The following is a 13128-nucleotide window of genomic DNA, read 5'->3' as shown; positions in this document are numbered from 1 at the left end:
CGCCGGCCTTCTGATCTCTGACCCGGAGGGAGCGCTGCGACGCATGAGCAACCCCGCTGCCCCTGCTCCCCCGCCGTCCGGTCCAGGGGACGGGGCCGCCGTCTCCCGCCAGGAGTTCGACGCGCTGTTCGAGGCGGTCCGCACCTGGGGCCGTTGGACTGCCGCCGACCGTGGCGCCTGGAACAGGGTGACAGCGAGCCATGTGCAGAGGGCGGCCGCGCTGGTCCAGTCCGGCGCGGTCGTCCCGTTGGGGCGGCCCTGGGACACCCGGCCCGGACCGGACAACGAGAGGCCCGCACTGCACTACATGTCCGACCTCGGCGACATGGAGGCCCCGGAGCCGTCGGCCTACAAGGACTTCCTCGGTGTGGACTTCCATGGCAAGAGCGTGAGCCATCTCGACGCTCTGTCGCACATCGCTTACCGAGGGCAGCTCTACGACGGCCGGACGGCGCGCGAGGTCGTCGACGCCGGAGGCGCTCGCTTCGGTTCGGTGTCGGCGCTCGGGCCCCTCGTCACCAGGGGTGTGCTCCTCGACCTGCCCGCCGTCCTCGGGGCCGACTGGCTGGAACCCGGGCGTGCGGTGCACGCGCAGGACGTCCTCTCCGCGGAGAGGGCGCTCGATGTGACGATCGGGGACGGCGATGCGGTGCTGCTGCGCACCGGCCGCTTCCGCCGTCGCCGGGAGACCGGCCCCTGGAACCCCGCCACGGCGAGCGCGGGCTGGCATGTGGACACCCTGCCGCTGCTGGCCGAGCGCGCCGTCGCCCTGCTCGGCGGCGACGGGGACAGCGACGTACGGCCGTCGCCGGTCGAGGGCGTGCACTCCCCCGTCCACACGCTCGCGATCACGGCCATGGGGGTGCCGCTGCTGGACAACCTCGACCTCGAACCGCTCTCCGCCGCCTGCGCCGAGGCGGGCCGGTACGCGTTCATGCTCGTCGTGACGCCGCTGAACGTCCCCGGCGGTACGGGCTCGCCCGTCAATCCGGTCGCGGTCCTGTGACGCCCGGCCCGGCTTCCATCCGCCTCCTCAGCTGCCTCGTCACCTGCCCCCTTACTCGCCCACCCTTGTTCAAAATGTGAGGAATATACTCAAATCGGGCGATCGAGAGTTCCGACGAGGGAAGTGGTGCAGATGGGGGTCGTGGGAGACCGCCTCGGCCCCGTGCGCTCCCGTGACCGATATCTGCACGGGGGATCGGTCGAGTCGGTCGAGGGGACCGTGCGAAGTCCGATCCTGAGCTCGTGGCAGCGCTGCCAGCTGCTGGGGCTGTCGCCAGACCAGTCCATGCTTCCCTTCAACGACGACTTCGACCCGGACGGCCCGCTCGTCCGCGCCGCCCGGCCGGTGCTCGACCGGCTGCAGTCGATCTTCGCGGGCAGCCGGATGAACATCTGCCTCGCGGACGGGCACGGCACGGTGCTCGAGCGCCGTTTCGGGGACAAGTCCCTGCTCAGGCATCTCGCCCCGATCCAGACCGTCCCCGGCTTCGTCTTCGCCGAACAGGTCGCGGGGACGAACGGCATCGGTCTCACGATCGCGGAACGGCGACTCGTCCAGGTCTACGGCGCCGAGCACTTCGCCGAGCGGTCCCAGTCGAGCGCCTGTACCGCGATCCCCGTCCGCGACCAGCTCAGCGGGCGCATCGAGGGCGTCCTGTGCCTGGGCTATCCCTACACCGACGCGGACCCGGCGCTGGTCCCGTTGGTACGCCGGGCGGCCGAAGCCGTCGAGCACCGGCTGATGGAGCAGAGCTCGGCGCGGGAGCGCGGCCTGCTGCAGGCGTACCTCGACGCGGGGAGCCTCGCCCGGACCGCCCAGGGCCCCCCGAACGGGCAGTTGATCGGACCGAACGAGCTGTTCCAGAGCGAGCTGGACCAGTCCGACCGACTGATCCTCAAGGAGAAGGCCACGGAGCTGATGTCCTCGGCCCAGCTGGCCGCCGCCGAGGTGTCCCTGGCCCGCGGCCGGCGGGTCACCCTCGTGAGCCGTCCGGTGACGAGCTCCTCCGGGGTGGAGGGCGTCGTCGTCGAGGTGCTCCTGCCGGCGCACCCCGACATCACCGAGCGGCACACCCCAGCCCCCGCCTCCGTACTCACCGCCCCGCCACCCCGGCCGGATGTCACGCCCGGCACGCCCCCGACTACGGTCCGCGCACCCGCCGCACCAGACGCACCAGACGTACCCACCGCACCAGGCGCCGACGACTCCGCCGGCGGCATGGTCAGAGGGCTGGTGCTGGTGGGCGAGCCGGAAGTGGGGAGGTACGCCGTAGCGGCACGGCGCCGTCTGGAGTTGCTGGCCGAGGCAAGCAACCGCATCGGCACCACCCTGGACGTGAGCCGCACCGCCTGGGAGCTCGCCGAGACAGCGGTCCCGCGCCTGGCGGACTTCGTCACCATCGACGTGCCCGAGGCCGTGCTACGCGGCGAGGAATCCGCCCATCCCACCACCGAGATGCACCGCACGGTGGTCCACGGCATACACGACGGCTGCCCCTTCTACCCGGTGGGCGAGCAGGTCAGCCTCCGCCCGACCACGCCCCACATGCGCTGTCTGGCCACCGGGCAGCCGGTGCTGGAACCCGACCTCGCAACCGCCTTCGGCTGGATCGCCCAGGACCCCGCTCACACCGAGCTGCTCCTCGCGCACAACATCCACTCCCTCATCACCGTCCCCCTGCTCGCCCGCGGCGTCCTCCTGGGCATCGCCAGCTTCTACCGTTCGCAGGATCCCGCCCCCTACGGCGACGACGACCGCTCGCTGGCCCAGGAGCTCGCCGCCCGCGCCGCCCTCTGCATCGACAACGCCCGCCGCTACACCCGCGAGCACACCCTGGCCCTCGCCCTGCAGCGCAGCCTGCTCCCGCAAGGCCTCCCCGACCAGGACGCCGTCCAGGTCGCCCACCGCTACCTTCCCGCCGAGTCCGGAGTGGGCGGCGACTGGTTCGACGTCATCCCCCTCTCCGGAACCCGCGTCGCCCTCCTCGTCGGCGATGTCGTCGGCCATGGACTGCACGCCGCCGCCACCATGGGCCGGCTGCGCACCGCCGCCCGCAACTTCGCAGAGCTGGAGCTCGCCCCCGACGAACTCCTCACCCACCTCGACAACCTCATGGTGCGCCTCGACCGGGAGGAGGGCGGGGACGATCCCGCCGTCGGCAGCACCGGCATCGTCGGCGCCACCTGCCTGTACGCCGTCTACGACCCCACCACGCAACTGTGCACGATGGCCCGCGCCGGCCACCCTCCGCCCGCGCTGGTCCGGGCCGACGGCGCCGTGACCTTCCCCGAGCTGCCCGCCGGCCCGCCTCTCGGCCTGGGCGGCCTTCCCTTCGAGTCAGTCGAGATCCGACTCCCCGAGCACAGCCAGCTGGTCCTGTACACCGACGGCCTCATTGAGGACCGCCATCGCGACATGGACGTGGCCCTCGACGACCTGCGCCGCGCGCTGGCCCACCCGGACCGTCCCCCCGAGGAGACCTGCGAGGCCGTCATCGACGCCGTGGCGCCGGACCACCCCGGCGACGACATCGCGCTCCTCGTCGCCCGCACCAACGCCGTCCCCCGTGACCGGATCGCCACATGGGACCTGCCCGCCGACCCCGCCCGCGTCTGCGACATCCGCGCCGCCGCCGTGGGCCAGCTGAGCCAGTGGGGGCTGGACGAGTCCGCCTTCGCCACGGAGCTGCTGCTCAGCGAGCTGGTCACCAACGCCGTCCGCTACGGCGCCGAGCCCATCCAGGTACGCCTCATCCGCGATCGCACCCTGATCTGCGAGGTGTTCGACACCAGCAGCACCGCCCCCCGGATGCGCCAATCGGCCACCACCGACGAGGGTGGCCGCGGCCTGTTCCTCGTCGCGCAGCTCGCCCAGGCCTGGGGCACCCGCTACACCACCGAAGGCAAGGTCATCTGGGCCGAGTGCGCCCTGGACGCGGCATGACCGGTGACCGGCGTCCCCGGGAGGCATGCACGCGACCTCCGGCCACCCCAGCGATTCGCCCATTGGAGTCAACCGACAAGGCGGCATGCCAGAAATCAACTGAAAGATCCCGATAGTATCCCGCATGCAGTCGGGAAGAACTCGGAGGCCGACCCCCGGAGAAGTCTGTGCACGACACTCCCGACACCTCAATCAGCCCACCCTCGCGCCTCGGTGGAGAACCGCTCGTCCGCATCCGCGGTCTCAGCAAGCGGTTCGGCGGCACGCCCGCGCTGGACGCGGTCGACCTCGACATCCACAGAGGCAGCGTCCTCGCCCTCCTCGGTCCCAACGGCGCCGGGAAGTCCACGCTCATCAAAGTGCTCGCCGGGGTCCACCACGCGGACGAGGGCGAGGCGACGGTGGCCGGGCACCCGCTCGGCTCCCACGCCGCCACCCGGAGCATGTCCTTCATCCACCAGGACCTCGGCCTGGTCGAGTGGATGACGGTGGCCGAGAACATCGCCCTGGGCACCGGCTACCCACGCCGCCGCGGGCTGATCTCCTGGCGGCAGACCCGAGAGCGCTGCGGGGAAGCCCTGCGGTTCGTAGCCGGGCATCTGGACGCCGACGCCCGGATCGCCGACCTCGCCCCCGCCGAGCGCTCGCTGGTCGCCATCGCCCGCGCCCTGGCGACCCAGGCCGAGCTCATCGTCCTCGACGAGCCGACAGCCACCCTCCCCGCCGCGGACTGCGCCCGGCTGTTCGACCTGCTGCACTCACTGCGCGACCGCGGGCACGGCATCCTCTACGTCAGCCACCGGCTCGACGAGGTGTATCAAGTCGCCGACGCGTGCGCCATCCTGCGTGACGGCCGTCTGATCGACCGAGGTCCGCTCGCCGACTACAGCCCCGCTCGTCTGGTGCAGGCCATCGTGGGCCGGGAGCCGGCCGACTACGCGCCCGTGACCGCCCCCGCCGCCGGCCCGCCCCTCCTGACCCTCGACAGCGTAAGGACCGAACACACCGAACAGGTCAGCCTGGAGCTGCGGGCCGGCGAAATCCTCGGCATGGTGGGCCTGACCGGCGCCGGCCACATGGAGCTGGGCCGCGCCCTTGCCGGCGCCCGGCCGATCCTCGAAGGACACGTACTGCTCCACGGCAGGCCGTACCGCCCGCACACGGTCTCCGCCGCTCTCGACTCCGGCGTCGGCTTCGTGGCGGGCAACCGTCAGGAGGAAGGCTGCGCCGCCGAACTGACCGTACGGGAGAACTTCTTCGCGAACCCCCGGGCAGCCGGAGCGCCGACGCTGCACTGGATCAGCCCCCGGCGCGAGCGCGAAGAGGCCGCCGCCCTGATCGACCGGTTCTCGGTGCACCCCCGCGACAGCGAGGCGCCGATCGGCACCCTGTCCGGCGGCAACCAGCAGAAGGTCATGGTCGGCCGGTGGCTTCGAGGAGGCCTGCGCCTGCTCGTCCTCGAGGAGCCCACCGCCAGCGTCGACGTCGGCGCCAAGGCCACGATCTACCGGCTGCTCGACGACGCGCTCGCCTCCGGTCTGGCCGTCCTGCTCATCTCGACCGACTTCGAGGAGGTCGCCGGCGTCTGCCACCGCGCGCTGGTGTTCGTCCGCGGGAGCGTGCGCACCGAGCTCGCCGGCGCGGCCCTCACCGTCGCCGAGCTCACCCGGACCGCCTCGGCCATGTCCCCCATCACCGGATCCGCGACGAGCCGATGACCGACTCCCCCTCGCCCCGATCCGTGCTGGGCCGTCTCCGCGGGCACTTCATCGGCGCCTACGGCCTCCTGATCCTCGCCGCCCTCCTCTTCCTGGTCTTCTCCCTCACCCTGCCGGACACCTTTCCCACCCAGGACAACATCTCCTCGATCCTCTCCAACCAGTCGATCCCCGCCCTCCTGGCGCTCGGCGCGACGATCCCCATCGCCACCGGCAAGTTCGACCTGTCCATCGGCTACGGGCTCGGCCTGGCGCACGTCATGGTGCTGCAGCTGATCGTCAACGAGGGCTGGCCCTGGCCGCCGGCCTGCCTCGTGGTCGTGTGCGGAGGGGCGGTCGTCGGCGCTCTCAACGGCGTCATCGTCGAGTTCGGACAGATCAACTCCTTCATCGCCACACTCGGCACCGGCAGCATCATGTACGCCTTCACCGGCTGGATCACCGACGGCGCCCGGATCGTCCCCGGCCCGGACGGCCTGCCCGCGTCCTTCACCGACGTCTACGACTCCCGGTTCCTCGGGCTGCCCGTACCCGCCTTCTACGTCCTGGCCGTCGCCGCCGCCCTCTGGCTGGTACTGGAGCGGCTGCCGCTCGGCCGGTATCTGTACGTCATCGGCTCCAGCACCCGTACCGCGGGCATCGTCGGCATCCACACCCGGACCTACTCCGTCTACGCCTTCGCCGGATCGGGCCTGGTCGTCGGCTTCGCCGGAGTCCTCCTCGCCGCCCAGCAGCAGACCGGCAACCCGAGCGTCGGCCTGGACTATCTGCTGCCCGCGTTCGTCGGCGCTCTGCTCGGATCCACCACGATCAGACCCGGCCGCGCCAACGCCCTCGGCACCGTCGTCGCCGTCGCCGTCCTGGCCATCGGCCTCGCCGGCATCGGCCAGCTCGGCGCGCAGTTCTGGGCGACGCCGCTGTTCAACGGCGCCACCCTGCTCATCGCCGTCGGCCTGGCCGGCTACTCCGCCCGCCGCCGGCTGCGCACCGGCGCCGCCGCGACCCGCCGGTCGTCGGCCGAGCCGTCGACCGCACCCTCGAAGAACGGCCGTCCGTAGAGCACTTCGTACGCGCACCTGCGTCAGGAGCACCGTGTACTCGAACCGCAAGACCAGCGTCACCGCCGCAGCCCTGCTGACGGCAGCCGCCACCCTGGTGTACGGCTGCGACGGCGGCCCGTCGACCGGCAGCGGTCCGTCGAAGGCCGGCTGCCCCGCTGCCCTCGCGAAGGCGAAGGCAGCCGTCCAGCAGGCCGAGAACACCGACGCCTCCTGGAACGGCCCCACCAGCGGTCCCGCGGCGGTCCCCGACAAGACCATCGTCTACGTCGCGCAGACCATGACCAATCCCGGCGTCGCAGGCGTCGCGCAGGGCGTCGAGGAAGCCGCGAAGACCATCGGCTGGAAGGTCCGGGTGATCGACGGCGAGGGCACCCCCGCCGGCATCCAGGCCGCGCTCAGCCAGGCGATCACCCTCAAGCCGTCCGGCGTCGTCATCGGCGGCTTCGATCCCCGTCTGACCTCGCAGCAGGTGGCGCGGGCCAAGGCGGCGGGCATCCCGGTCGTCGGCTGGCACGCGGTGGACTCCCCCGGCCCGAGCGAGAACGCCGGGCTCTTCACCAACATCACCACGAACGTGGAGGACGTGGCGAAGATCAGCGCTGACTGGATCATCGCCCGGTCCGACGGCAATGCCGGAGTCGTCCTCTTCACCGACGACTCCATCCCGTTCGCCAAGAACAAGTCCGAACTGATCAAGAGGGAGCTCGCCGCCTGTTCCGACGTGCGGCTCCTGACGTCCGTGAACATCCCCATCCCCGACGCGAGCAGCCGCACCCCCCAGGCGGTCTCCTCCCTCCTGTCCCGCTTCCAGAACAAGTGGACCTACTCCGTCGCCATCAACGACCTCTACTTCGCCGATGCGGCCCCGGCGTTCCGCGCAGCGGGCAAGCCGGGGTCCGGGCCGCCCTACAACATCGGCGCGGGCGACGGCGATCCCTCTGCCTTCCAGCGCATCAACAGCGAGCAGTTCCAGGCCGCGACCGTCCCCGAGCCGTTGTCCCAGCAGGGCTGGCAGATCATCGACGAGTTCAACCGCGCCTTCGCCGACCGGCCTGCCAGCGGCTACGTCGCACCCGCGCACATCGCCACGGCCGACAACAGCAGCGGCGCCACGTCCTGGGACCCGGCCGGGTACCGCGAGGCGTACCGGAAGATCTGGCTCAAGTGAGTCCACACGCGCGGATGCTCGTCCAGCACTCCCCTGCGTCCGCCCGATGAGGGGGCCCGCCGTGGGGGCACATTCAGCGCTTACAGTGGTGTTCGGTCGGTCTTTCGTGAGGACCGCACAGGAGACGGGCAGATTCTGAATGACTGACACCGACACCGCCGAGTGGTGGGAGCTGCTTCCGGCAGGCATCCGTGAGCAGGTCGACGGGTACGTCCTCCAGGACGCCCGGATGCGGGCGATCCGCACCGTCTGGGAAGCCGGCCGCGCTCGCGGTCTGGGGCTCAACGATGCCCAACTCGTCGTCCACGACCGTTACCTCCACCACGGCGACAGGGTCGCCCGCACGCCCGACAGCCCACTCGATCTGGAGTCCCTCGCCGCCCGTGCCGCCGGCGCCCCGGGCCGCGTCGTGGCGATCGAGGCCGTCTGGGACGGCGACACCGTCCACGATTGGTTCGTGAACCTGCTGGCGGTCACCGCTGACCCCACGGGCGAGCATCCGCTGGCCACCATCTACTGGAAAACGGCCGTACGACACCTGGGCGATGAGGACTTCCGCCCGCTCCACCCGTCAGCGGCAGCGGCCGACAGAGTCGGCAGAGCCCTTGCTTCCCATCTCTCCCTCCCCTTCCATTTCGCGAGCCCGGACGACCCGGACGACCAGGCCCCTCGCTGGCGGCCTTGAGCGCCGAGACGGGGTTCCCTGCGGTGCAGCAGCTACTGGGACACTGGACGGGTGATACACACCGACCCTCCCCTTCGCTTCCGCTTCGGACTGACCCCGTTGGACAAGGTCAGGCCGTGGGGCGGCGAGCAACCCGTACTGCACTGGTTCGGGCTGACCGCCGGCTGGTACTGCATCGACCTCGACGGCCACGAGGTGCTGCGCTACTCCGAGCGCAGCGTCCGCGAACTCCGCGACAGCAGTGACGGCAGCCGTCCGCACCCGTATGTGGACTACTTCGTCGTCCGCCTGTGGGAGGACGTGCTCGCGCTCGTGTCGGACGCCATGGAGCCGGTGCCACAGGACCTTTTGGGCGTCGCCGCCGACCACTCGCCGGACTGGACATGGCTCGACGCGCCGGAGGCCGAGGCCGCATTGACGTGGCACGGCGCGGGCTATCTGTACACCGACTATCTGCGAGTCGCCCCGGACGTCCGCTGCTGGCGCACCGTCGTCGGCGAGGACGACACCGTGACCGTCGCCTGGGAGCACGAGGCGGACCCGGAAGGCGTGATCGAGTTCGCCGGCCCGCAGACAGGTCGGGTGACCATGCCGACGGGCGAGTTCCTCGCGGCGGTGACCGAACTGGACCGGGCGCTGCTGGCCGCGATGGACGAACGCATCAGCGAGCTGGAGCAGTCTGGGCCGTTGCCCGGTGTGCACGTGGACGTGGAGCAGTTGCGCCGCGAGCAACGGGACCGGGCAGCCTGGCTGCAGCGTGCACGAGACCGCGAGCCGGGTACGGACTGGGACACCGTACGGATCGGTGCGCGCATGCTCCGTACCCCTGAGGCAGCGGCGCAGGACTGAGCGCGGGCAGGCAGCCGGCTCGCGGCGCGGCTGCGCAGTCGTCTCCCAGCCGGTACCCCTGACCTGGTCGGTCATCACGCCGATGACCCGGCGTCAGACCCCGGGCTCCGGCAGCCCGGAAGGCTGCCGGGGCCGGTGGATCACCTGGCGATCCGGCCAGAGCTGCGCCTACGGTGCCGTCCTGGCCGGCCCTGAATCTTGGGGGCGTGCCCCGTGCGCCTCATGCAGGCGTCTCGCAGACGGAGTACCAGACGACGTCGATGGGGACGGGGAAGTTGTTCGTCACGCTGGTGGTCCAGCCGTTGGCTGCGGCATTGGGGTACGACTGGCCGATGTCCGTCGCTGTAGTGCCCGACTGTGCGCCGCCCGATACGGGCTCCAGCCCGTCCGGGCATACCGGAGTACGAGTGAGGCCACCACCCACGGCGATGGCTTCGGTCAGGGTGACCGCCTCGCGCGGACCCGCCGAACCGGTAGCGCCTGTGGCGCCGGTGGCTCCGGCAGGACCTGTCGCGCCCGGTGTACCCGGATCTCCCTGCGGGCCTGTCGGTCCGGCCGGCCCGGTCGCACCCGTGGGCCCAGTGGCTCCTGCCGGGCCGGTCGGCCCCACAGGACCGGTCGGACCTCCATCGTCGTCCCCGTCGGGCTCCGGGCCTGCCTGGCTCACCGAGGCCTCCGGCTGGTGCGCGGCGCTCGCCGGCGCGGGGCTGCTGAAGCCCAGCATCACGAGGACCTACTGGCGTATCAGAGGCCATACCGTGCGAGCCCGCCCACCGACAACGCGGTACCGAGGACACGGCGACGGTCCCCGACACGACTAGAACCCCTTCCCCCTCTTCCAGTCGGACCAGGACCCGCTGGTACTGCGTGTGTTGTGCCACCAGCCACCGTCGTCGCCCACGCAGGCGATGGTGATGGACCAGCCACTGGCCGTTGAGTCGAATCCGCGGTCCGGCTTGCAGGAGCCTCGCAGCCCGTCGTACCAGCTGCTTACTCCGGACGCCGTCGACCAGCGGCTGTAGACGGCGCGGTTGGTGCCGAGCACGAAGACTTGCGGGTATCCGTCGGGCTTCTGCCAGATCACGACGTCGTTGGCCCTCCCCAGGCAGTAGAAGCTGCCGCCCCAATGGGTGAAGTGGCACCAGCCATCGCCCGTCCGGGTGACATCCCCGGGGGTCTTCTCGATCTGGACCGTGCTGCTGGACGGTGCTGGCGCGGCCTGCGCCGAAGCGGTGGCCGCGGTGGCCGCGGTGGCCGCCAGCATGGCGCTCCCAGCCAGGGTGGCGGCTTTGAGTGTCCAGGACTTCATAGTGGAAGACTCCTTTGTCGACTGCGAGTTGAACGGCTCACTCCGTGGCGGCGCGACCGGCCGGTCGCGGTGTCGGCTCGCGGAACCGGACGGACAGGACGCCTAGGCTGCCCAACTGCCGTTGGACCGCGCCGTGGAACGGAACCGGAAGACGAAGGCGGTACCGGGGGCGACGTTGGGCTCGACCACGGTCCACTCGTCCTCGGCGGCGTACACGAAGTCATCCGGATGCGGACACTCCAGCGTGCCGCCGGGGACGTTCTCGATGCAGACCTGGACGTACCGGTTGGTCTTCGGCTTGATGTTGATGTCGTTGCAGGCGCCGGAGCTCCACAGCAGGGCTCCGGCCGGGTAGTCCGTGGGGCCCTGCGGCTTGGAGTAGCTGCTGGCGGAGCCGTAGCAGGACTGCGCACCGGAGGCTGCCGCGTTGGCGGCGGGGGCCATGGCGAGGGTTGTTCCGACCAGGGAGGCCGCAGCGGCGAGGGGAACCAGACGTGCACGGACAGACATGATCTGTGATCACCTGCTCTCAGATGGGGTAGGCCCACTATGACCACGCAGACCGCGGCCCACGCTCTGTCCGGCCTGTCCCGGACGCGTCCCGGACACGTCCCGGACGGCGTTGTCTCCCCTCCGACAGCCGCAGTCGGACAATGCCGATCACGCCTTCCCTGGTCTCCCCCGCGCTGTCCGCCGGTGCTCTCGCCGGCTTCGATCAGCCGACTCTGCTGATCGGAGCCGGTGTTGCTGCGTCCCTGACAGCTCGCCGATGCCGAAGCTGCGGTCGTGACCCTCACGAACTGGGCCTTGGAGCAGGCCGGATTCCACCGCCTGGAGCTGGAGCACTCGATCGCCCATCAGGCTTCATGCCGTGTTGCCCTCAAGGCCGGCTTCGAGGAGGAGGGCATCCGGCGAGGAGCCGCGCGGCATGCGGACGGCTGGCACGACATGCATCTGCACGCCCGTGTCCGACAGAGCTGATCCTCGCTGACCCTCCGTACGACGCGACTTCTACGGAGCGGGATCCGCGGTCAGGCTCGTCCCGATGGCCTTCTTCGCACAGTCGCGGACGACGGTGTCGGCGAAGGCGCGGGCGAGAGGCGGCAGAGCGTCCCAGCGGCGTACCGCCCAGCCGACCGGCACCGGCGGCAGCGAGGGGATGGGAATGAGACGCAGTCGGCCGTCGTCGACGTGGCCCGGCGCTGCGGGTACCGCGGGTACGACTGCGTGTCCCAGGCCGAGTTCGGCCAACAGCAGGGCCGTGTCCCAGTCGGCGACGCTCGTGTCGGAGCCTGCGCGGATACCCAGCTCGGCGAAAGCGGCGTCCAGGTGGGCGCCGGAGGTCGAGTTCGGCGGCAGCCGTACCAGGCGAATGCCCGCAAGATCGGAGGCGTCGATGCGAGATCTGGCGCTGAGGGGGTCGTCGTCTCGCGCGGCGAGCACCCAGGGCAGTTCGACGACCGGCCGCTGCTCGATGCCGCGCACCGGGCGGCCGATGGTGATCCATGCCAGGTCCAGGTTGCTGCCCAGAAGCGCGTCGAAGCAGCGGCGGCCGGAGGCCTCGGTCTGGAACTCCAAGTTCACCTTGGGGTAGCGCCTGCGGAAGGAGACGATCGCTTCGGCCATGAAGTGCCGCACGGTCGTTCCGCCGGTCGTGATCCGCACAGAGCCGCATTCCCCGTTCGCCAGGTCACCCAGTCGACGCAGCGCGAGGTCGAGGCCCGCGATGCCGTCGGCTGCGGCGTCGCACAGGATGCGCCCTGCGGCCGTGGGCACGACACCCCGTGGCTGGCGCTCCAGCAAGCTCATGCCGGTCTCGCGTTCCAGCCGTTTCACATGCTGGCTGACTGCCGACTGAGTACAAGCCAGATCCCGGGCCACGGCGCTCAGGCTCCCGGCCGCGCACACAGCCACGAACACGCGCAGGTCGTCCAGAGTCATGAACCCAAGCTATACCTTGGGTGAAGGAAGTAAACCCAAGGATTGACTTGAGTATCAGGCTCCAGGAAGATCATTGCTGGGCCCAGGCGGCAACCCGTCCGGTTCCCTCACGCGGATCCGGACCGTGCGAGGGCGCCGGACGGGTGCCGACCACTCTTCGCTGAAAACCTCGGACGCCGTGCGTCTTCCCCCTGCCTAACCGTGCAGGCACTCGTCGAGCGCGGTCAGCCGCTGGGAGAATGCCGTCACAGCCACCCGGGCATATTGTCCGCATATGGGTGATGTTCGGTGTGGCCGGTGCGGAGCTCCGCTCCTCCTGCCAGCCGCATGGGGCCGCCGGTTCTGCCAGCCGCCGCACCGGCGGGCGGCCCGGCGTGCATGCCCACGCCGGCAGGAGACGGCCACGGCCCGGGATGGGGTGGCCGCAGCAGGTGGGCTCCCGGTCTTC

General features: G+C 70.9%; 10 protein-coding genes and 1 pseudogene. 8 read left to right on the top strand and 3 right to left on the bottom strand.

Annotated elements, in window-relative coordinates; translation table 11 throughout:
- Positions 1 to 43 precede the first annotated feature (43 nt).
- The 7 genes from AB0M39_RS07780 to AB0M39_RS07750 all read left to right on the top strand — a co-directional run bounded on the left by AB0M39_RS07780 (position 44) and on the right by AB0M39_RS07750 (position 9430).
- Positions 44 to 1006 (top strand): cyclase family protein, encoded by a 963-nt coding sequence (locus AB0M39_RS07780; protein WP_365361297.1) that lies wholly within the window; start codon positions 44 to 46, stop codon positions 1004 to 1006.
- Between the two features lie 132 nt (positions 1007 to 1138).
- A complete protein-coding gene (locus tag AB0M39_RS07775) occupies positions 1139 to 3949 on the top strand; it encodes a SpoIIE family protein phosphatase (RefSeq protein ID WP_365361295.1) in 2811 nt (936 codons plus the stop codon).
- Between the two features lie 167 nt (positions 3950 to 4116).
- Positions 4117 to 5667 (top strand): sugar ABC transporter ATP-binding protein, encoded by a 1551-nt coding sequence (locus AB0M39_RS07770; RefSeq protein WP_365361293.1) that lies wholly within the window; start codon positions 4117 to 4119, stop codon positions 5665 to 5667.
- Positions 5664 to 6725, top strand: coding sequence for an ABC transporter permease (locus AB0M39_RS07765; RefSeq protein ID WP_365361291.1), 1062 nt, complete (start codon positions 5664 to 5666; stop codon positions 6723 to 6725). Before AB0M39_RS07770 ends, AB0M39_RS07765 begins: the two co-directional genes overlap by 4 nt.
- Positions 6726 to 6759: 34 nt before the next feature.
- Positions 6760 to 7896, top strand: coding sequence for a substrate-binding domain-containing protein (locus AB0M39_RS07760; protein ID WP_365361289.1), 1137 nt, complete (start codon positions 6760 to 6762; stop codon positions 7894 to 7896).
- Between the two features lie 139 nt (positions 7897 to 8035).
- A complete protein-coding gene (locus AB0M39_RS07755; protein ID WP_365361287.1) occupies positions 8036 to 8581 on the top strand; it encodes a hypothetical protein in 546 nt (181 codons plus the stop codon).
- 51 nt (positions 8582 to 8632) lie between these two features.
- The gene (locus AB0M39_RS07750) at positions 8633 to 9430 is read left to right on the top strand and encodes a DUF5984 family protein (RefSeq protein ID WP_365361285.1); all 798 of its coding nucleotides are present in this window, start codon (positions 8633 to 8635) and stop codon (positions 9428 to 9430) included.
- An 817-nt stretch (positions 9431 to 10247) separates the two neighbouring features.
- On the opposite strand, the gene AB0M39_RS07745 is transcribed toward AB0M39_RS07750, so the two are convergent.
- Together AB0M39_RS07745 and AB0M39_RS07740 are read right to left on the bottom strand one after the other, a co-directional pair.
- Complete coding sequence (locus AB0M39_RS07745; RefSeq protein WP_365361283.1) at positions 10248 to 10739, bottom strand: hypothetical protein; 492 nt, start codon at positions 10737 to 10739, stop codon at positions 10248 to 10250.
- A 102-nt stretch (positions 10740 to 10841) separates the two neighbouring features.
- Positions 10842 to 11249, bottom strand: a complete 408-nt coding sequence (locus tag AB0M39_RS07740) for a hypothetical protein (RefSeq protein ID WP_365361281.1) — start codon at positions 11247 to 11249, stop codon at positions 10842 to 10844.
- Positions 11250 to 11531: 282 nt separating this feature from the next.
- Between AB0M39_RS07740 and AB0M39_RS07735 the strand changes: the two are divergent.
- Positions 11532 to 11720, top strand: a pseudogene (locus tag AB0M39_RS07735) (GNAT family protein); the annotation flags it as partial.
- 30 nt (positions 11721 to 11750) lie between these two features.
- On the opposite strand, the gene AB0M39_RS07730 reads toward AB0M39_RS07735, so the two are convergent.
- Positions 11751 to 12680, bottom strand: coding sequence for a LysR family transcriptional regulator (locus AB0M39_RS07730; protein ID WP_365361279.1), 930 nt, complete (start codon positions 12678 to 12680; stop codon positions 11751 to 11753).
- Positions 12681 to 13128 lie beyond the last annotated feature (448 nt).

This window comes from Streptomyces sp. NPDC051907, from assembly GCF_040681075.1.
In the GTDB taxonomy this organism is placed as follows: Bacteria; Actinomycetota; Actinomycetes; order Streptomycetales; family Streptomycetaceae; genus Streptomyces.
The sequence above is the reverse complement of the archived record's forward strand: the minus strand, read 5'-3'. Positions and strand labels throughout refer to the sequence as shown.